Origin of the sequence: Citrobacter sp. BIDMC107 (assembly GCF_001037575.1) — a bacterium.
In the GTDB taxonomy this organism is placed as follows: domain Bacteria; phylum Pseudomonadota; class Gammaproteobacteria; order Enterobacterales; family Enterobacteriaceae; genus Citrobacter; species Citrobacter freundii.
On the sequence record NZ_KQ089848.1, the window covers coordinates 3,652,582 to 3,672,888 of the forward strand.

The following is a 20,307-nucleotide window of genomic DNA, read 5'->3' on the forward strand; positions in this document are numbered from 1 at the left end:
ATGCTGGAACGCTTGTTTATTTTTTTGATGGTCATATTTACCATCGGGTTGTCTACGGGTGTAAGCTCAGCTCGGCAAGTTGAGCTAAAAAGTAACTATAATACTTCAGTACAAAATATCAGCTTGAACAGGGAAGAAACAAACTGGTTAGCGCATAAAAAAACCTTGGTTGTTGGTACCTGGTTACCTGAAGTCTCCCCCATTGTTTATCAAAATAGCGGCGAATATTATCGGGGAGTTAACGCAGATTACCTCGCGTTAATGCAAAAGAACCTCAATCTAAAAATCATTATAAAGCAGTATGATAATGAGCAAGAGGCGCTGGCCGCGCTCGCCAATAACGATGTTGATACGCTGATAACCCAACTGTCCCGACGCCAGGATGTTGGCGGAAATTTGTTGCGTACTTCGGTATTGCTGACGACGTGGCCGACGCTTGTAACATCGCTAAAAAACACTATGCTGCCGCTGACCACGAACCATCAGGTTAGCGTCGCGTGTGTGCGGGATTGCCCTTTTCTCGATGTTATCCAGGGGGCCTTTCCTGAGGCTAAAGTCTCATTTTATGACGACGAGTATCAGGCCATGGCCTCGGTAGTGAATGGTGATAACCAATATTATATTGGTAACAATATCACCAGCAGCCATTGCATCTCTCGATACTTCTCACAATCACTGGTTATTACGCACTACTTTGATAAGCAAGAACAATATAATTATTTTGTCGTTAACGAAGATCAGCCGGTATTAAGAAATATTCTTGATGGTTTCATTACGTCAATCAGTAATGAAATTCATATGCAAGTCATGCAGAACTGGCTGAACCGCGGCAACCTGGCCTATCTGAATGCACCTATACCTTTCACCGCTCAGGAAAAAGCGTGGTTGAAGAAAAAGCATGTCATCCGCATTTTAATCAACCCAGATTACCCGCCCTATACGCTGGTCGATCGCAGCGGTGAATTACGCGGTATTCTTGGCGATTTACTGAATATTATTCATCTGCAAACGGGGCTCGATTTTGAACCCATTTTAGCTAACTCTAAAAGTGAGCAGACAAAGCAAATAAGCGGCGAACAGTGGGATATGTATCCCACTATCACGCTCACTCATCAAAACCCGCACAATTCGACCTTTAGCGATCCTCTGATGAATGTGGCATTTGTGATGATCACTTCCCGTGAGGAAACCGCCGACTCGCTACTGGAGAAGCCGATTCGTATTGCGCTACCTGCCGGGCATGTGCTGGAAAGCGAGCTGAAGCAACGCTATCCGCAGGCCACCTGGGTTAATGCTGATACTGGCAGTGTTGCGATGGTCATGGTCAAGGAGGGCAGCGCTGATGCGGCAATTGCTACCGAATTGTCAGCAAGGTTTATGGTCGATCATTACTATCAGAAAAATATGCACTTTTTTAGGCTTCCAGATATGCCTGGTGCCTCTGTAAGTTTTGCGATTTCTTCTCACGAGCCTATGTTGAAGTCTGTTATAGATAAAGCGCTACAGGCCATACCGCCACGTGAGATTTTGCAGATGACGGAGAAGTGGTCGAAAATTTCCAATACGCAGGTTGATTTATGGAGTCGATATAGCAAACAGTTCTATCAACTGGGGATATTCGCGCTGCTGCTGATAGCGATTAGCCTGATCTGGGGGATCTCACTCTCCCGTGAGGTAAAAAAAAGGAAACTATCTCAGCGGCTACTGGAAGAGCAGCTTCATCTCAAAGAGGCATTATCTCAAGAACTGGAAAACGAAAAGAATAAAGCGATTGAAGCAACCAAGGCCAAAAGTCGCTTTCTGGCGAGTATGAGCCATGAATTACGTACCCCGGTAAGCTCGATTGTTGGCTTTGTGGAATTACTGTCGAGTTCAGAACTCAGCCCGGCACAGCGAAAAGAGGCGATTGCCCTTACCGGGGCGACAGCCCAGTCATTGCTTGGGCTGATCGGTAAGATTCTGGATCTGGATAAGATTGAGTCTGGTAAATACCAGGTTGTTCCTCAATGGACGGATCTCTCGCAGCTCATTGAATTGCAGTGCCACTCTTTCGATGCTTTAGCCAGACAGAAAGGAATTACGCTGGCTTGCGTTAGCCAGTTGCCAGCAAACGAACGGGTATTTGTCGATCAGCAGGCTTTGCGGCAAATTCTCACCAACCTGGTAGGTAATGCGTTGAAGTTTACCGAGCAGGGCAGTATTCATGTGACGGCCCGTTTGACGCCTGACGGGGAGAATCACGGTACCCTGACCATTGCCATTAGCGACACCGGTTGCGGGATTAGTGAAGAGGAGCAGGCGGGGCTGTTTCATCGTTACGCTCAGGGGCGTTGCGGGCGTCAACAAACCGGTTCCGGTCTGGGATTATTTATCTGTAAAGAACTGGTGACGCTGATGGGTGGGACGCTGGAGTTGATGAGCGTCCCGTTGCAAGGAACCACGTTTACCATAACGCTGCCGGTTGAAACGGCTCGACAGTCGATTGTATCGGATGGCGATGCGCCTGGTACTCTGTTACCGCTTCCGTGTCTGTCTATTTTGATTGCAGACGATAACCCAACCAATCGCCTGCTGCTCAAGCGACAGTTGAATGCCATTGGCTACAACGTGGATGAAGCGTGTGATGGGGAGGAGGCAGAAGCCAAACTGGCGAAAAAATCGTACGATCTGCTGATAACCGATGTAAATATGCCGAAAAAAGACGGGTTTGATCTCGCGGCTTCGCTACGTCGTCAACAGCCGAATTTACAAATATGGGGACTGACGGCCAGCGCACTTCCACAGTCACGCGATCGATGCCTGCAAAATGGTATGAATTTGTGCCTGTTCAAGCCTGTGTCGATTCAGACACTGACACATGAGTTGAGTAAAATCGAAACCGGTTATTCGTCTCCTTGTTCAATCCGGCATTTGAAATTCAATGTGTTGACGGAGAATACCGGCGGCGATCGCGCACTAATGAACGAGATTCTCGAGACATTTCGCGAGGCAACGCTGAATGATATACAAGCGGCTGAGAAAGCTGTTCTGCAAGATGAACCTCAGCTGTTTTTGCGCGCTCTTCACCGGTTGCATGGCTCGGCGCAAATTCTGGGCATCACTGCGCTACAAAACCTGTGCGAACCTTTCGAATCCAGACGACCTGACGATCTTCCTCTGGCAGTACGCCAGGAGGCATTGCAGAAGATTATTGCTGTTATGCGGGAAATTGAGATTGAGATAGACAGTCTGATTAGCCATTAATCCCCCTGATCGGGTGGCCGTAGCTGCCCGATCAGGAGAGAAAGTCCTGGTTCAACACTCCGTAGTGCTGAGTATTACTGGCCTGCGCCGATCATCTCGCTATCGATCACAATACCTTCTTCAGCACCTTTTAACACAAGGTTTGCTTCATAATATTTACCGGAAGACAGCAGTTTTTGCGCGCTGGTAACGGCTTTACGAGTCTGATTCAGGGGCATCAGGTATTGGGTCTGAAGCACGCTGATACCAGCCAGTTGCAGGGTATCCACTGCACCTTTCCAGTCGCCTTTGGCCATTTTGCCATTCGCTGTTTTGATAGCGGATTCTTTGGCTGGAGTGGCAATATAGTCTTCTGACAGCGCGATCGTAGCGTTAATAACCACGTACTGATCGTCAATCATCTTGGCTTTAGGCGCAGTTTTTACAAATTTCGCCCAATCTTTGCTGTCGCCTGCCAGCAGGGAAGCGGCGTCATCGGTTAATTTTTTAGCGCTGTCAGGCTGTCCATGAAACAGGGCCAAACGAGCAAGCTGAATATCACGCATCGCATTTGCGCCTTGCACTGCGACCTGCATAATATCGGCAGCTTCTTTTTGAACATTTGCGGTAGTAGCTTGCGCCGGAGTGGGTGTGGTAGCAGTAGCAGCCATCACTGGTGCTGAACCCATCATGGTTGCAAGCACACCCGCAAGAATAATCTTTTTCATTACTTTCTCCTGAATAAATTTGGTATATGTCACCAAACGCAATAAGCATATTAAATAATGTTAAAGAGCGAAATCAGAACCACGATAGAATAATGACCGTTTAATCTTACAAGTGTCAGATGTCTGACATGTGTAGGAATATACGCATAGCGACATTCTCTTGTTCTTATATACGCTTCCTTAGCGGAAGTCTTATCATTCCATTGTAAGTAACATATGTTGAGTGAGTAATAATTCTTGTGTCAACAGGTTACATTGCGTTTATGTATAACGGAGGATGTATGTTTGTTTTTAATCAGCGTAGCCTGAGAGCGTTTAATGAAAAAACACTCGTTCATTATAAAAAGCATGCGACGATTATGGCGGTGTTGATGTTGGTTTGTGGCATCTGCTGCTTGATTTATCCGATTGCTGCAGGTGTTTATTTAAGCTATGCAACTGGCTTTATGTTCCTGGTATGTGGTTTTTATTCTATTTATAGCCTGTTTAGCTCAAGTAAAAAGCAATTGAAAGCCAAATTTACCTATGCCTTTTTTGCTATCGCGTGGTTACTGCTGGGTTACTGTTTCCTGGTGAATCCTGTGATAGGCATGAATTCATTGGCAATGGTATTTTGCTGCCTGTTTATTCTGGGTGGTATTTTTCGTATCGCATCTGGGGTCAAACTGTTCCACAGTCCGGGTTATGGATGGAACATTTTTATTGGTATTTTTGACCTGCTTATTGCCGGCGTCTGGCTGAATATGGATCCCGACAGATCGTATGTATTTACCTCAATTTTTATTGGTGTCGAGATGATCTTTAGTTCTTTAGCTTTTATCAGTCTGCGTAGAAATGCGACGCTGGTAAAAACTGATAAGCTCGCCGATAAAAAATAATGCTACCTCTGGAGCGCATAGTGAATATTAAAATGATGGTTTCTGCAGCTATTCTTGTGACCTCTGTTATGGCGCCAATGACCCGTGCTTTTGCTACTCAGGCAACGGAAGCTGCGCCACAAGATATGACCTGTAAAGAATTCGTTGATATGAGTCAGCAATACAAGACGGCAATTGCCTTTGTGATTGTTAATAAAAATTCGGACTTTAAAGGCGATGATTATGTTCCCCTGCATGAGGTGGAAACGGAAGCTGTACCGAAAATGGTTAAAATGTGTCATCAGCATCCGAATACAAAACTGGGTGAACTGGCTGTAAATCTGAAAGGTTCCGGTCTGCACTATTGATTAACCGTTTTGATAGCCTGGCTTTAGTTAGAATTGACAACCTCTGTACCTGCCCCAGTTGTTCCCCTACAAGAAAATCTGCGTAATGCTTACCCCGCTATCCACGAGAAACTCGCTGGATAGCCGTGCCCGCTAATAACTGTAGACCTGACAAATGAAGTCCCATCCCTGGATTTAATAATCTAAACCCAGGGATAGGGCAGGGGATCAACGTCGGGCTTTAAATCGCGCTAACGTATTTTCAACGAGTACAAAGAATACTGGAACAAAATAGATCGCCAGTACCGTCGCGGCCAGCATCCCACCGATAACCCCCGTACCGACGGCATTTTGCGCGCCAGAGCCCGCGCCGTTGCTTATTGCTAGTGGAATTACCCCTAGGATGAAGGCCAGTGAGGTCATCAGAATAGGACGTAAGCGCATTTGCGCGGCTTCCACCGCGGCTTCAAGCGGCGTTTTCCCTTCTTTCTGCATAATCTCGACGGCAAACTCGACGATCAAAATAGCATTTTTAGCCGATAGCCCCATCGTGGTGAGTAGGCCGACCTGGAAATAAACATCATTGCTCAGGCCGCGCAGATCGGTGGCCAGCAACGCGCCGACCACCCCGATTGGCACAACCAGCATCACCGAGAACGGGATCGACCAGCTTTCATACAGCGCCGCCAGCGCCAGAAATACGACGATCAGCGAAATGCCGTACAGCATTGGTGCCTGGTTTGTGGATAGCGCCTCCTGATAAGACAGACCGGTCCAGGCATAACCGACGCCTGCGGGCAGTTTATTAATCAGCGATGCCATAAATTTCATCGCATCACCGCTGCTTTTCCCTTCTACCGGCTGACCCAGAATTTCCATTGCTGGCTGACCATTGTAGCGTTCAAGGCGTGGAGAGCCGTAGGTCCACTCGGTTGATGAGTAGGCGGAAAGCGGGGTCATCGCGCCAGAGGCATTACGTACATACCAGTGATTAATATTATCAGGCAACATACGGAACGGCGTATCGGCCTGGACATACACTTTTTTTACGCGCCCCTGGTTCAGGAAATCATTGACGTAGCGACTACCGAACGCGGTGGAGATGGTCTGATTAATATCCGATAACGCAACGCCCATAGCTTCAGCCTTTTTGGCATCGACGTGAATGCGGAACATCGGCGTATCTTCCAGGCCGTTTGGGCGCACCCCGTCGACCTCACCTGAGGACTGATTGGCCAGAGCCAAAAGCTCGTTTCGGGCCTGCATCATTTTTTCATGCCCAAGATTACCGTTATCCAGCAACTCCATATCAAACCCTGATGCGGTGCCTAATTCCGCGACCGCGGGTAAATTGAACGGATAAACGACGGCATTATTGATGGTACTTAAGGCCATCATTGCTCGTCGAATAATGGCGGTAACCGAGTTTTCTTCGCCAACGCGTTCTGACCACGGCTTCAGGCTGATAAACGCCAGGCCATTATTTTGTCCCTGACCGCTGAAACCAAATCCGCCGACGGTGAAAACAGAAGCAACGTTTTTCTGTTCTTTCGTCAGGTAGTAGTCCGTTATTTCCCCGAGCACTTTGCTGGTGTTCACCATCGTTGAACCTGAGGGCAATTGCGCCGTGGTCATGAATACCCCCTGGTCTTCTTCAGGCAAAAAGGAGGTCGGCGTACGTAAAAACAGCACCATCATGCCCGCGCCAATGACTAAGTAAACGACCATGTAACGGCCCGTGCAACGTAACAGTTTTCGGGTGCTGTCCGTGTAGTGCTGAGTGCATTTCTCCATGAAATGATTGAATCGGGTAAACAGAAAATGCGTATTTGCCTGCTCGTCATCATGTGCTTTTAACAGCATGGCGCAGAGTGCTGGCGTCAGGCTCATCGCCACAAACACCGACAGCAGCATGGAGGAGATCAAGGTGATGGAAAACTGACGGAAAATTTCTCCTGTCGCGCCGCTCATAAATGCCATCGGCATAAATACGGCGGATAACACGACGGCAATACCAACCAGCGCCCTCTGGAGCTGGCCCATTGCTTTATGCGTTGCCGCTTTTGGAGACAAGTGCTCTTCAGCAATAATACGTTCTACGTTCTCAACCACCACGATAGCATCATCGACTAACAACCCTATCGCCAGCACCATGCCAAACATCGTGAGCGTATTAATCGAAAAACCGGCGACGTCGAGAATGGCAAAGGTGCCGAGGATAACCACCGGAACGGCGATAGTGGGGATAAGCGTCGCACGAAAACTTTGCAAAAACAGGTACATGACGAGGAATACCAGAATGATTGCCTCGATCAAAGTATGAAAAACACCCTGAATCGAAATTTCGATAAACGGCGTGGTGTCATAGGGATAAACGGTTTTCATGCTGGCCGGAAACCAGGCTGATAATCTGTTCAGCTCTTGTTTAACAGCTTGGGACGTTTCAAGGGCATTGGCGCCTGCGGCAAGTTTAATCGCAATCCCGGCGGCGGGTTTGCCGTTGTAACGTGCAACCGTGGCATAATTTTCCGCACCCAGCTCAATGCGTGCGACATCACGCAGCAGAACCTGAGAACCATCTTGCTGAACTTTAAGGAAGATCTTGCCAAATTCATCGGTTGTTTGCAGACGCGTCTGGACGATTATCGACGCATTTAATTGCTGATCGGCTGACTGAGGCATGCCCCCCAGTTGCCCGCCAGATATCTGATTATTCTGTACTTTGAGCTGGGTAATGACGTCCTCGGGAGTGAGGTTATACTTGTCGAGCTTTTGCGGATCCAACCAGATGCGCATGGCGTATTGCGAACCGAATAACTGCACGCTCCCCACCCCGGCAGTGCGGCTTAGCGGATCTTTAATGTTCGAGGCCACATAGTCGGCAATATCATATTGGCTCAGGCTGTTATTATCAGAGATAAAACCGGCGACCATTAAGATATTGCTGCTGGATTTATCAACGCTGATCCCTTGCTGTTGTACTTCCTGTGGCAAGGAAGGCATCGCCAGCTGCAGTTTATTCTGTACCTGAACCTGCGCAATATCGGGTGATGTACCCGTTTTGAAGGTCAGGATAATCGAGGCATTACCTGCCGCATCACTGGTGGATGACATATACATCAGGCCATCAAGACCATTCATATTCTGTTCAATCACCTGGGTGACGGAGTCTTCAACGGTCTTTGCATCTGCCCCGGGGTAGGCCGCGCTGATGGTAATGGTTGGGGGCGCAATTTGTGGATATTGGGCGACTGGCAGGTTCATTATCGCGATACCGCCCGTAAACATCATGATAATAGCGAGCACCCAGGCGAAAACTGGGCGCTCAATAAAAAAGTTGGCCATAAAGAAAGTGTCCTTAATACCTGAAATATTACTGTTCAGCTACCGTGTCAGGTGTGTTCAGTTTTGAAGGGAGGACCCGGGCTTTGCTTCCCGGACGAATTCTTTGTAATCCGGACACAATGACCCGATCGCCGGGGCGTAATCCCGCGGTCACTAACCATTGATTACCAACGGCCTTCACTGCGTTTATTTCACGCAGTTGCACTACGTTTTCCTGGTCAAGGATCAGCGTGGTGGCTTTTCCTTGCTCGTTGTGCGTAATTCCTTGCTGGGGGACCATCAACACGTTTTGTTGACTGCCTTCGTCCAGCAACGCAGTGACATACATGCCGGGTAAAATTTCACCTTCAGGATTGGGAAATATGGCGCGCAGGGTTACCGAACCGGTGGTCTCATCAACAGCGGGATCGGAAAACTCAAGCGTACCGGTATGGCGATAGGGTTTGCCGTTTTCCAGCATCAGCTCAACCGGAATTTTGCCTTGTTGCTGGGCAATTTTGCCGTTGGCTTTCTCTTCTTTAAGGCGTAAGAAGTCCTGTACTGACTGCGTTAAATCAACATAGATCGGATCTAATCTCTGAACGGTGACCAGCGAGTTTTCCTGATTAGCAGTAACCAGGGCACCCACGGTCACGGAAGATTTGCCGCTAATGCCATCAATGGGCGAGGTAACATTGGCGTATCGAAGATTGATAGTGGCTTGTTCAAGATCCGCTTTAGCGACGGCAACATTGGCTTGCGCTTCATTAAGCTGTGAACGCGTGGTGTCATAGTCCTGGCGGCTGACGTAATTAGATTGTATTAATGCTGACTGCCGATTTAGTGTCAGACGAACATTATTGGCGGTAGCCTGTGCCTTTGCCAACGCGCCTTTGGCTGAGTCCAGTCGTGCCTGCAGTGGGGCTGGATCAATTTGATACAGTGATTCTCCTTTGCTGACTTTATCACCTTCAACAAAGTTGCGTTTTATGATGATCCCACCAACCTGAGGGCGGATTTCGGCGATCTCGAACGCAAGCGCGCGACCCGGAAGTTCACTTTTAATATTTACTGAGGAGGGGGCTAAGGTAACAACGCCGACCTCGGGCTCCATGGTGGTTTTTACTGCAGGTTTATTATCGCAGGCGGTGATGATGACGCTACTAAAGAATAATGGTATCAACAGTAAGCATTTTCTGTTCATAGTAATCCCTGAATAATGTGTAAACACAAATGTTCTTTTATTGCATGCAGGGTGGGGGAGTTGTCGGTAAATAACAAAAGATGGTCAGGCATGAGAAGGGTAAAGCCCATTTCTTCGCTAAAGAATTAGCGGTTAAAAATTATATGTAACAGGAAGAATGCATGTTAAGCGAAGGATCTCATGAAGCAGGATGGCGCAATAAGATAAACGCGGGGTAATGAGAAGGGTTGTTTGCCAACACCTGACTCCGGAATATAGTCGCGCCATCTTACCTCTGGGATTATTTCACTAGCTCCGGAGTTACCTGAGTTACTGTATTAGCGTAGTAAGGCGCTCCCCACATCGGCTCTGGCCAGAACGCACCGTAACCATAATCCCACATATTATAAGTGGTGTTGACAGACTCGGTTAAATGCCAAACCTGGATACCTTGTAAATCAACTTTAACAAAGTTGTACGGGACTTTGTTGATGAAACCTGACTCATCTCCTTGAATTGTTCCCAAAATAGTCACGAAATGGTTTCTGTAATTTACCGGATCGAGGAAACCTTTCTGCTGGGCAAGAATACGTCCCTGATAGCTCGCGTCAATTTGTGGCTTAGCAGAGTCGTTCAGTGGCAAAACGGCGATTTCCAGCAACGTATCTTTTTTGGTGTTAATCACATTGATGACTTTACCGCCAAAACGGGCCTGCTGACCGGTATATAAACCGGGCTGGTTATGCACGGAGATAAAGTTTTTTTGGATATCGGGTTGATTATTACCTTTGATATTCTCAGGAATGGCGGCACATGATGCCAGGGTGAAAGCAAGGGCAATAATCATCAACCCTTTTGTATTTTTCATTTTACTTTCCTGCTTAAAAAAGACAGGGCTATAGTAAACCTTTGCGTATTATTGTCAGCACACGCATTGTTGATTATCTAAAATTAATATAATTGTAGCTCATGGTAATAACGGATTGTATTTTATCTGGCCGCTGAATGATGGCGATATTTTCAACGACCATAAAAGTAACTGCAGACATCACGATTTCACGTCACGCTGGCGGGAATGTAATAAAGCGGATCATCAATTTTCGCGGCGCTCGTCAACCGACAGAATGACCGCGTTCATTACTCCCGTCACCTAGCCGGTAAGCCAGCGCCACGACCAGTGACTGTACCAGGCACAGCGTCGCTGACTGGGAACGAAACGCGTCGACCTGCGCCTCTTTCACCACAAAGCAGAGATCGCTGAATGTTGCCAGCGGGCTTATCTGGCTGTCGGTAATCACGATCTGGCGCGCGCCGGCATTGGCCGCAGTTTCGCTGACCATCACCGTTTCTTCCGCATAAGGCGAGAAGCTTATCGACACCACGATATCGCGCGCTTTAATGCGGTTAATTTGCTCGCGCAGCATTCCGCCCATTCCGTCGAGCAAAATAGGGCGACACTCAAGATGGCTCAGGGCGTAGGTGAGATAGGCGGCGACGCTAAACGAACGACGTAGACCGGCGATGTAAATGGTGTCGGCTTCTGCCAGCAATTGTACGGCGCGTTCCAGCATTTCAGGTTCGGCACGGGCTGCCAGCTGCTGGAGCGCTTGAGTATTCGAACGGGCGAACTCCTGCAGGATATCGAGCGGGGTTTCCGGCACGGCTTCGCTTTCCATCTCACGGAACATGCGCGCGCGGTCGCTGTAGCTGGCGGTTTCCTCCACCAGGTTCATACGAAACAGCTGTTTCATTTCGTTGAAGCCGGTGAAGTCAAAGGCATTGGCGAAGCGGATCAGCGTTGAGGGCGGCACTCCGGCACGTTCAGCAATGACGGCAACCGTATCAAAGGCCACGCTATTGGTATTATCCAGCACATAGCGGGACACCTGCTGCAGCCGCTTACTCAGGCTATCGTAGCGATCGCGGATTTGCTGCTGCAGCTCGTTCAGGCTGGTTGCTGTTGTCATTTTACCTCCTGGTACATAGTTTTATGATTCTAAACGCAAAACCGCGTCTTTGAAATGTCACTCATTCATCTGGCTGTAAAAACGAAACAAAAGCTTCAGGTTTGCCGTTCTCTGAAACGTTTTGCCAGTGCACGCTAATCATGCGATTCCGCTTGTTAACATAAAAACCCATCCTTGATCACATTAATCATTATTTATTTTATTTCAACTTAAAATGGAATGTTTGTTTCATATATAGTACACAGATAACAGTGTTCAGGTAACAGTCACGTATCAACAGCGAGAGGTTAAGGATGGAGACAGTAGCGAATTTTATCCACGGCGAATGTGTCACCGGTTCAGGCCAGCGCGTTCAGGCAATCTTCAACCCGGCCACCGGCGAGCAGATCCGCCAGGTGGTGATGAGTACGACACAGGAAACTGAGCAGGCCATTGCGGCAGCGCACGACGCATTCCCCGGGTGGGCGCGCCATTCTCCGTTAAAACGTGCGCGAGTGATGTTCCGCTTTAAGGCGCTGTTGGAAGAAAACATGGAGAGGCTGGCTCGCATCATCAGCGAAGAGCATGGCAAGGTGTTCTCTGACGCAGTTGGTGAGCTGACCCGTGGCCTGGAAGTGGTGGAGTTTGCCTGCGGCATCCCACATCTGCAAAAGGGCGAACACTCAGCCAATGTAGGCACCGGCGTCGATAGCCATTCGCTGATGCAACCTCTCGGGGTTTGCGTCGGGATCACGCCGTTTAACTTTCCGGCAATGGTACCGATGTGGATGTTCCCCATCGCGCTGGCAACCGGGAATACCTTTGTGCTGAAACCCTCGGAAAAAGATCCTTCTCTCGCCCTGGCTCTGGCGAGACTGCTGCAAGAGGCGGGCCTGCCGGACGGCGTGTTCAACGTCGTACAGGGAGATAAAGAGTCCGTCGACGTGCTGCTGACTGACCCGCGCGTGCAAGCCGTGAGCTTTGTCGGCTCTACGCCGATTGCGGAATACATTTATCAGACAGCGTCAGCCCACGGTAAGCGTTGCCAGGCGTTAGGTGGTGCTAAAAATCACTGCATTTTAATGCCGGATGCCGACATGGATATGGCGACCAACGCCATTATGGGGGCCGCTTACGGCGCGGCGGGTGAACGCTGCATGGCGCTTTCTGTCGTGCTGGCAGTGGGTGATAAAACGGCAGATGAGCTGTGCTCGAGACTGGAAAAACAGATTGCGGCGCTGCGTGTCGGGCCGGGGCTTGATCAGACACCGGAAAACGAAATGGGACCGCTTATCTCCTCGTTACATCAGAATAAAGTGCTCGGGTATATCGACAGTGGGGAATCTCAAGGAGCCAGTCTGCGCGTGGATGGTCGGCGTTTTAGCGTCAAAGGTCATGAGCAGGGTTATTTTGTTGGGCCGACCCTGTTTGATAACGTCACGCCGGAGATGACCATTTATAAAGAAGAGATTTTTGGACCGGTGCTTTCTGTGGTGCGCGTAGCAGATTACAGCAGCGCGGTGGAACTGATTAACCGTCATGAATATGGTAACGGCACGGCAATTTTCACACGTGATGGCGGCTGTGCGCGTCGTTTCTGCGAAGAGGTGCAGGCGGGCATGGTGGGCGTTAACGTGCCTATTCCGGTGCCGATGGCGTTCCACAGTTTTGGCGGCTGGAAGCGGTCCATTTTTGGGGCGCTCAATGTTCACGGCAATGATGGCGTGCGCTTCTACACCCGGATGAAAACCGTCACCGCACGCTGGCCGGAGATGCTGCAGGACACAGGGGCAGCGTTCTCCATGCCAACGCTGGGCTGACAGGAGGGTTTATGCAAACCGAACGTATGACCATGGCTCAGGCGCTGGTCAAATTCCTTAATCAACAATATATCTCTGTCGATGGCGTGGAAACGCCCTTTGTCGAGGGGGTCGCCACCATCTTTGGTCACGGTAATGTGCTTGGCATTGGCCAGGCGCTGGAGCAGGATCCCGGTCATTTGCAGGTGATGCAGGGATGTAATGAGCAGGGAATTGCGCACATGGCGACCGGATTCGCCAAACAGCATCGGCGCCAGCGTATTTTTGCCGTGACGTCATCGGTTGGGCCGGGAGCGGCGAATATGGTGACTGCCGCGGCGACCGCAACGGCGAACCGTATTCCGCTGTTGCTGTTGCCCGGGGATGTATACGCCAGCCGTCAGCCGGACCCGGTATTGCAGCAAATTGAGCAATACCATGACCTTGGCATCAGCACCAACGACTGCTTCCGCCCGGTCTCGCGTTACTGGGACCGGATTAACCGCCCGGAGCAGTTAATGAGTGCGATGCTAAACGCGATGCGAACGCTTACTGACCCCGCAGATACTGGTGCCGTGACCATCTGCCTGCCACAGGATGTACAGGGAGAAGCCTGGGACTATCCACAGAGTTTCTTTGCGCGCCGCGTTCATCTGATTGAACGTCGACCGCCCGACCCACAGCGTCTGGCGATGGCGCGGGCGCTGATTGCCCGCAAACGCCGTCCGCTGGTGGTATGCGGCGGCGGGGTACGATATTCCGGCGCGCATGAGGCGTTTCGTACGTTTGTTGAAACGCTGCAACTGCCGTTTGCCGAAACTCAGGCCGGAAAAGGCGCACTGGTTAGTGACCACCCACTTAACCTCGGAGGCATTGGAGTAACTGGAGGGATGGCAGCGAATCAGCTCGCACCGCAAACCGATCTGGTGATCGGCATCGGTACGCGCCTCACCGACTTTACCACCGGTTCGAAAGCGCTGTTTTCTCATCCGGAGGTTGAGTTCCTGCTGCTGAATGTGGCGGAGTTTGACGCGCTGAAGCTTGATGCCACCGCGCTTATCGCCGACGCCCGTACCGGGCTTACGGCGTTAACTGAAACGCTGAAAGACTACCGCAGCGATTGGGGGAAGGAGGTCACGCAGGCGCAAGAGGCCTGGCGCGATGAGTGCCAACGTTTATGGGATCGCGACTGGCGTCCCGACGACGAACCCGAAGTGGCAGGGCATCTTGACGCTCAGTTGGCGGAATATGGCGACACGCTAAACACCCGGTTGACCCAGACGAAGGTGCTGGGACTTATCAATCAGCACATTGAAGATAACGCTATCGTCGTAGGGGCCGCTGGATCGCTGCCTGGCGATTTACAGCGTATCTGGCAGGTCAAAACCCCGGACAGCTATCACCTGGAATACGGCTACTCCTGTATGGGCTATGAAATTGCGGCTGCTATTGGGGCCAGGCTGGCGAAGCCACAGCAGCCGGTTTATGCCATGGTGGGGGATGGCTCATACATGATGCTGCATTCCGAGCTACAAACCGCCGTTCAGGAGGGGATAAAAGTCACTATCCTGTTGTTTGATAACGCCAGCTTCGGGTGCATTAACAACCTGCAGATGGGGCATGGGATGGGGAGTTTCGGTACGGAAAACCGCCACCGCAACCCGCAAACCGGACGGTTAGATGGACCGTTGGTGAAGGTCGATTTTGCCAAAAACGCGGAAAGCTACGGCTGTCGGGCATGGCGCGTACATGACGAGCAAAGCCTGCTGGCGGCGCTGGAAGCCTCCCGTGTGCATTCGGGGCCTGTGCTGCTGGATATCAAAGTTCTGCCGAAAACCATGACCCACGACTATGCCTCCTGGTGGCGTACTGGCGATGCGCAGGTGGCAGACTCTCCGTCGGTGCGAAAAGCGGCTGAGCAGACGTTTGAGCAGGTGAAAAACGCACGTCAGTACTAAAAGCGATTAATGCCGGATGGCGCTGCGCTTATCCGGCCTACAGCGGATTCTACCTCCTGGCCGGATAAGGCGTTAGCGTCGTCATCCGGCAACCTGCGACAACGAAATTTTCATTTCATTTTTCCTTTCTCTTCATCCATCACCTCCTTCCTGAACGGAAGGAGGGCCAATTCCTTCATCTTTCCTGTCCTTATGTTGTGATATTGATAACAAATTTTATCTCGATCATCTCAAAAGTGTTAACTTGCACCCAAAAACATAATTTTCACTATTTATAAAAATGAAATAAATGTTTTATTTAAGGAGTCGTTAGTTCATCGCATTCACCAACACCGGGAGCCGTTATGTTTAACATTGCTTTACTGGGCGCTGGCCGAATTGGCCAGGTACATGCAGCTAACATTGCCAGTCACAGTGCTACTACCCTCTGGTCGGTCGTCGACCCGAATCAGGAATTTGCCACTCGTCTTGCCACACAGTACCAGGCTCGTTTGCAAAGCCTGGATGAGGCGATGACGGACCCTAACGTTCACGCCGTGCTGATTGCCTCCGCGACCGATACCCACGCGGATCTGATTGAAATGGCCGCACGCCACGGCAAAGCCATCTTCTGTGAAAAGCCGGTCCACCTGGATCTGGCCCGTGTACGCGACTGTCTGAAAGTGGTCAAAGAGTACGACGTACCGTTGTTTATCGGTTTCAACCGCCGCTTCGATCCGCAATTTCGCCGAGTGAAAACTGACGCACTGGCCGGGCGTATCGGTAAGCCGGAATCGCTGCTGATCATCTCCCGCGATCCGTCGCCGCCGCCTGCGGAATATGTGCGTGTATCCGGCGGTATGTTCCGCGATATGACCATCCACGATTTTGATATGGCGCGCTTTATCATGGGCGAAGAGCCGGTTTCGGTGTATGCCCAGGGCAGCAATCTGGTGGATCCGGCGATTGGCGAAGCGGGCGATATCGACACCGCGTTCATCGTACTGAAATATGCCTCCGGCGCGATGGCGACCATCGTCAACAGCCGCCGTTCTTCTTACGGATACGATCAGCGCCTTGAGCTGCACGGCTCTGAAGGGCTGCTGTGCGCGGGCAATATTCTCGAAAACCAGGTGCAGCACTACGGCAAACAGGGCTGCACCAGCGCGTTACCTGAACACTTCTTCCTGCAGCGTTATAAATCGGCCTATGCCGCGGAATGGGAACACTTTGTTGCGGTACTGCGCGGCGAAGCGGTCCCTGATTGCAGCGGGGACGATGGCGAGCGTGCGCTGTATCTGGCGGATAAAGCGCTGGAGTCACTGCATAGCCAGCGTGAAGTTCTCCTCTGATTGTCACCACAACCTACCCTACACAGAGAGACATAATAATGAAAAAACTGATCTTAGCTGTCCTCATCGCCATGACATCCGGGGCAGCCATTGCTGAAAACGAGCAAATTGTTTTCAGTACGCCAAACCTGGCGATGCCATTTGAAGTTCACATGCAGCGCACGGCGGTGAAAGCCGCAAAAGAGATGGGCGTGAATTTACAGGTCCTGGACGGGCAGGGTAGCTCGCCAAAACAGGTCGCTGACCTGGAAAACGCCATAACTCGTGGCGCACAGGGCTTTATTGTTTCGCCGAACGATGTCAACGCGGTATCCAGCGCGGTAGATGAAATTCAGGATGCGAAACTGCCCGTGGTCACGCTCGACCGCTCCGTTGACAGCCAGAAAAAAGTGCCGCACTTCGGCGCGAACAACTACAAAGGCGGCCAGGCGATTGGCGACTTTGTCAAAACCAAATTCCCAGACGGGGCAGACATTATTCTGCTGACCGGCCAGCCAGGCTCCTCCTCCAACATTGAACGTACTAAAGGTATTCGCGACAGCCTGAAGGCGGGCGGTGAAAAGTACAAGATCGTTGCAGACCAGACGGGTAACTGGATGCGTTCTGAAGGGATGCGCATTGTTGAAAGCGTGCTGCCTTCGCTGCCGAAACGCCCGCAGGTGATCCTCTCCGCTAACGACGATATGGCGCTGGGCGCGATTGAAGCGTTACAGGGACAAGGACTGAAGCCGGGTGAAGTTCTGGTCACGGGCTTCGATGCCGTGCCGGAAGCACTGGCGCGTGTGCGCGACGGTTGGCTGGCAGTGACGGCGGATCAACGTCCTGGCTTTGCGGTGAAAACGGCCATGAGCCAGTTGGTGAATAACGTCCGTGAGAAGACTGCGATCACCGGGGCTGACTACCCGCCAACGCTTATCACCAAAGAGAACCTGCAGCAGGCCGAGCGTATTAGTGAGGCCGGTAACTGATATGTCCGCAGCCGCCGCGCAAGTGGCGGCTCTCTATGAGGAGGAGCAGACCGATGTCGCAACCCTTACTGAAAGTGACCGACCTGGCGAAAAGCTTTTCCGGCGTTTGGGCGCTGAGCAGCGCACAACTGACTGTCGGAGCAGGCGAAATTCATGCGCTGTTAGGTGAGAACGGTGCCGGAAAATCGACCCTGCTGAAAGCGCTGGCGGGCGCACAGCCGCAAACACGCGGGGATATTTGGTTCAACGGCGAAACATTGCCGGTAGAAGACTCTCCGGTTGAGCGGCAGAACAAGGGCATTATCACGATTTATCAGGAATTTAATCTGCTGCCCAATATGACCGTCGCCGAGAATATGTTCCTCGGACGCGAACCGCGTAAACGCAATCTGATTGTGGACGAAAAGGCGGTAAATCAGGAGGCGCAGGTAATTCTGGATTACCTGCAACTGAACGTTGCGCCAACCACAGCCGTGGCCCGACTGAGCGTGGCGCAGCAGCAAATGGTGGAAATTGCGCGGGCGCTGACGTTGAACGCGAAGCTGATCATCATGGACGAACCTTCCGCCGCGCTGAGCGACAGCGAAGTAGAAAGTCTGCACCGGGTGGTGCGGGAACTTAAAGGGCGTGGCGTGAGCATTATCTACGTCACCCATCGCCTGCATGAAGTTTTTCAGCTCTGCGACCAGTTCACCGTTTTCCAGGATGGGCGATTCACCGGAAACGGTGCGGTTGCACAGACCACCGTAGAACAGCTGATCCGTCTGATGGTGGGGCGCGATGTGGCCTTTAATCGCCGCCCGGCCAGCGAAACTCACCATGAAGATAAACCTGTGCGTCTGGCGGTGAAGGGGCTTAGCCGCGAAAAACCGCCGCTGGATCCGCATGGCATCGCGCTGCACGACATTAGCTTCCACGTGCATGCTGGCGAAGTATTAGGTATTGCCGGACTGGTGGGTGCCGGGCGCACCGAAGTGGCCCGCTGCCTGTTTGGCGCCGACGGTTTTACCTCCGGCAGCTTTGAACTTGATGGTGTGCCGTATCAGCCGCGCGATCCGCTGTTTGCGCTGGATCAGGGGCTGGCGCTGGTACCGGAAGATCGTAAAAAAGAGGGCGCAGTGTTGGGACTGTCGATCCGCGACAACCTGTCGCTCTCCAGCCTGTCGTCACTGCTGCACTGGCGCTGGTTTGTGAATACCCGCAAAGAAGATGCCCTGATTGAGTCTTACCGCCAGGCGCTGCAGATCAAAATGGTCAACAGTGCGCAGGAGGTGCGCAAGCTCTCCGGCGGAAACCAGCAAAAAGTGATCCTCGCGCGCTGCATGGCGCTTAACCCTCGGGTGTTGATTGTGGATGAACCGACGCGCGGCATCGATGTTGGCACCAAATCAGAAGTCCATCAGGTGCTGTTTGATATGGCGAAAAAGGGCGTGGCGGTGATTGTGATCTCCTCCGATCTGCCGGAAGTCATGGCGGTTTCCGATCGGATCATCACGTTGAGTGAAGGTCGGGTGACTGGCGAGATCCACGGCGATGACGCCAACGAAGAGCGGCTAATGACGATGATGGCCATCAACCATAACGCCCTGAATGCGGCATAACGGAGTGACTCATGACGCAGATTATTTCTAAAACGCAGGTTCCAGCCAAACGCGGTGGACGTCTTGATCCCATTGCCTTTTTTGAGCGCTTTGGGGTGCTGATTTTTATGATCCTGCTGCTGATTTTCTTTCAGTTGCAGAACAGCAATTTTCTTTCTGAACGCAACATTTTCAACATTCTGACCGAAGTCTCCATCTACGGGATCATGGCGGTGGGGATGACGTTTGTCATTCTGACTGCCGGCATCGATCTGTCGGTGGGCTCTATCCTGGCGGTCTGCGCTATGACCGCCGCGTATGTGATCAAGGGCGACAACTTCACCACCGTCGATCCGAACGCCTGGGGCGGCATGAGCTGGCTGATTGGTCTTGGTATCTGTATGGCGATGGGCACCGCGATTGGTTTTCTGCATGGCCTCGGCGTGACCCGCCTGCGTCTGCCGCCGTTTATCGTCACCCTCGGCGGGATGACCATCTGGCGCGGCCTGACGCTGGTGATCAACGACGGCGCGCCGATTGCCGGTTTCGACGCGGGATACCGCTGGTGGGGACGCGGCGAACTGCTCGGCATTTCGATTCCAATCTGGATCTTTGCTCTGGTCGCTATTGGCGGTTACCTGGCACTGCATAAAACCCGCTGGGGGCGCTTCGTATACGCCATCGGCGGCAACCCGGAGGCGGCGCGTCTGGCAGGGGTCAACGTGAAGCGCGTGCTGGTGAGCGTCTACGTGCTGATTGGCTGTCTGGCGGGGCTGGCGGGCTTCATCCTCAGTGCGCGGTTGGGCAGTGCGGAAGCGGTCGCCGGGATCTCCTTTGAGCTGCGCGTCATCGCTTCGGTGGTGATTGGCGGCACGTCGCTGATGGGTGGATACGGGCGTATCGGCGGCACCATTATCGGCTCGATCATCATGGGCATCCTGATTAACGGTCTGGTGCTGATGAACGTCTCGGCTTACTACCAACAAATTATTACCGGCTTAATTATCGTTCTGGCGGTGGCGTTCGATACCTACGCCAAGAGCCGTCGCGGCGCACTGTGAGGA

The 20,307-nt window shown here is 51.6% G+C and carries 14 protein-coding genes; 9 read left to right on the forward strand and 5 right to left on the reverse strand.

Going from position 1 to position 20,307, the window contains the following annotated elements:
* On the forward strand, positions 1-3,243 hold the full coding sequence (locus tag SK39_RS17090; RefSeq protein ID WP_048217230.1) for an ATP-binding protein: 3,243 nt from the start codon (positions 1-3) through the stop codon (positions 3,241-3,243).
* 74 nt (positions 3,244-3,317) lie between these two features.
* Here the strand turns inward: SK39_RS17090 and SK39_RS17095 are convergent, their stop codons facing one another.
* The gene (locus tag SK39_RS17095) at positions 3,318-3,950 is read right to left on the reverse strand and encodes a YfdX family protein (protein ID WP_048217231.1); all 633 of its coding nucleotides are present in this window, start codon (positions 3,948-3,950) and stop codon (positions 3,318-3,320) included.
* A 281-nt stretch (positions 3,951-4,231) separates the two neighbouring features.
* Here SK39_RS17095 and SK39_RS17100 point away from each other — a divergent pair, with 281 nt between their 5' ends.
* Positions 4,232-4,828, forward strand: coding sequence for a DUF308 domain-containing protein (locus tag SK39_RS17100; protein ID WP_003845975.1), 597 nt, complete (start codon positions 4,232-4,234; stop codon positions 4,826-4,828).
* Complete coding sequence (locus SK39_RS17105) at positions 4,828-5,175, forward strand: HdeA/HdeB family chaperone (RefSeq protein ID WP_008321512.1); 348 nt, start codon at positions 4,828-4,830, stop codon at positions 5,173-5,175. Before SK39_RS17100 ends, SK39_RS17105 begins: the two co-directional genes overlap by 1 nt.
* Before the next feature lie 207 nt (positions 5,176-5,382).
* Here SK39_RS17105 and SK39_RS17110 read toward each other — a convergent pair whose 3' ends face one another.
* The 4 genes from SK39_RS17110 to SK39_RS17125 form a co-directional block, all read right to left on the reverse strand.
* Positions 5,383-8,499: an efflux RND transporter permease subunit gene (locus tag SK39_RS17110; RefSeq protein ID WP_003839771.1), complete on the reverse strand. Its 3,117-nt coding sequence runs from the start codon at positions 8,497-8,499 to the stop codon at positions 5,383-5,385.
* Positions 8,500-8,527: 28 nt separating this feature from the next.
* The gene (locus SK39_RS17115; RefSeq protein ID WP_016150839.1) at positions 8,528-9,682 is read right to left on the reverse strand and encodes an efflux RND transporter periplasmic adaptor subunit; all 1,155 of its coding nucleotides are present in this window, start codon (positions 9,680-9,682) and stop codon (positions 8,528-8,530) included.
* A 280-nt stretch (positions 9,683-9,962) separates the two neighbouring features.
* On the reverse strand, positions 9,963-10,529 hold the full coding sequence (locus SK39_RS17120; protein ID WP_003839775.1) for a Slp family lipoprotein: 567 nt from the start codon (positions 10,527-10,529) through the stop codon (positions 9,963-9,965).
* A gap of 244 nt (positions 10,530-10,773) precedes the next feature.
* Positions 10,774-11,628 (reverse strand): MurR/RpiR family transcriptional regulator, encoded by an 855-nt coding sequence (locus SK39_RS17125; RefSeq protein WP_003839777.1) that lies wholly within the window; start codon positions 11,626-11,628, stop codon positions 10,774-10,776.
* A 293-nt stretch (positions 11,629-11,921) separates the two neighbouring features.
* Between SK39_RS17125 and SK39_RS17130 the strand changes: the two genes are divergently transcribed.
* From SK39_RS17130 to SK39_RS17155, 6 genes are all read left to right on the forward strand, one after another.
* Complete coding sequence (locus SK39_RS17130) at positions 11,922-13,427, forward strand: CoA-acylating methylmalonate-semialdehyde dehydrogenase (RefSeq protein ID WP_032938057.1); 1,506 nt, start codon at positions 11,922-11,924, stop codon at positions 13,425-13,427.
* A gap of 11 nt (positions 13,428-13,438) precedes the next feature.
* Complete coding sequence (iolD, locus tag SK39_RS17135; protein ID WP_032938055.1) at positions 13,439-15,364, forward strand: 3D-(3,5/4)-trihydroxycyclohexane-1,2-dione acylhydrolase (decyclizing); 1,926 nt, start codon at positions 13,439-13,441, stop codon at positions 15,362-15,364.
* 344 nt (positions 15,365-15,708) lie between these two features.
* Positions 15,709-16,695 carry an inositol 2-dehydrogenase gene (iolG, locus tag SK39_RS17140; protein ID WP_003845960.1) on the forward strand — a complete coding sequence of 329 codons (987 nt, stop codon included), beginning with the start codon at positions 15,709-15,711 and terminating at the stop codon, positions 16,693-16,695.
* A gap of 38 nt (positions 16,696-16,733) precedes the next feature.
* Positions 16,734-17,663, forward strand: a complete 930-nt coding sequence (locus SK39_RS17145) for a sugar ABC transporter substrate-binding protein (RefSeq protein WP_003839787.1) — start codon at positions 16,734-16,736, stop codon at positions 17,661-17,663.
* A gap of 53 nt (positions 17,664-17,716) precedes the next feature.
* On the forward strand, positions 17,717-19,264 hold the full coding sequence (locus SK39_RS17150) for a sugar ABC transporter ATP-binding protein (protein ID WP_003839789.1): 1,548 nt from the start codon (positions 17,717-17,719) through the stop codon (positions 19,262-19,264).
* A gap of 11 nt (positions 19,265-19,275) precedes the next feature.
* Entirely contained in the window at positions 19,276-20,304 is a 1,029-nt protein-coding gene (locus tag SK39_RS17155) for an ABC transporter permease (protein WP_003839791.1), read from the forward strand.
* Positions 20,305-20,307: the final 3 nt, after the last annotated feature.

Coding starts and splice junctions, on each gene's coding strand:
- SK39_RS17090 (WP_048217230.1), top strand. CDS start 1: ATGCTGGAACGCTTGTTTATTTTTTTGATGGTCATATTTACCATCGGG.
- SK39_RS17095 (WP_048217231.1), bottom strand. CDS start 3,950: ATGAAAAAGATTATTCTTGCGGGTGTGCTTGCAACCATGATGGGTTCA.
- SK39_RS17100 (WP_003845975.1), top strand. CDS start 4,232: ATGTTTGTTTTTAATCAGCGTAGCCTGAGAGCGTTTAATGAAAAAACA.
- SK39_RS17105 (WP_008321512.1), top strand. CDS start 4,828: ATGCTACCTCTGGAGCGCATAGTGAATATTAAAATGATGGTTTCTGCA.
- SK39_RS17110 (WP_003839771.1), bottom strand. CDS start 8,499: ATGGCCAACTTTTTTATTGAGCGCCCAGTTTTCGCCTGGGTGCTCGCT.
- SK39_RS17115 (WP_016150839.1), bottom strand. CDS start 9,682: ATGAACAGAAAATGCTTACTGTTGATACCATTATTCTTTAGTAGCGTC.
- SK39_RS17120 (WP_003839775.1), bottom strand. CDS start 10,529: ATGAAAAATACAAAAGGGTTGATGATTATTGCCCTTGCTTTCACCCTG.
- SK39_RS17125 (WP_003839777.1), bottom strand. CDS start 11,628: ATGACAACAGCAACCAGCCTGAACGAGCTGCAGCAGCAAATCCGCGAT.
- SK39_RS17130 (WP_032938057.1), top strand. CDS start 11,922: ATGGAGACAGTAGCGAATTTTATCCACGGCGAATGTGTCACCGGTTCA.
- iolD (WP_032938055.1), top strand. CDS start 13,439: ATGCAAACCGAACGTATGACCATGGCTCAGGCGCTGGTCAAATTCCTT.
- iolG (WP_003845960.1), top strand. CDS start 15,709: ATGTTTAACATTGCTTTACTGGGCGCTGGCCGAATTGGCCAGGTACAT.
- SK39_RS17145 (WP_003839787.1), top strand. CDS start 16,734: ATGAAAAAACTGATCTTAGCTGTCCTCATCGCCATGACATCCGGGGCA.
- SK39_RS17150 (WP_003839789.1), top strand. CDS start 17,717: ATGTCGCAACCCTTACTGAAAGTGACCGACCTGGCGAAAAGCTTTTCC.
- SK39_RS17155 (WP_003839791.1), top strand. CDS start 19,276: ATGACGCAGATTATTTCTAAAACGCAGGTTCCAGCCAAACGCGGTGGA.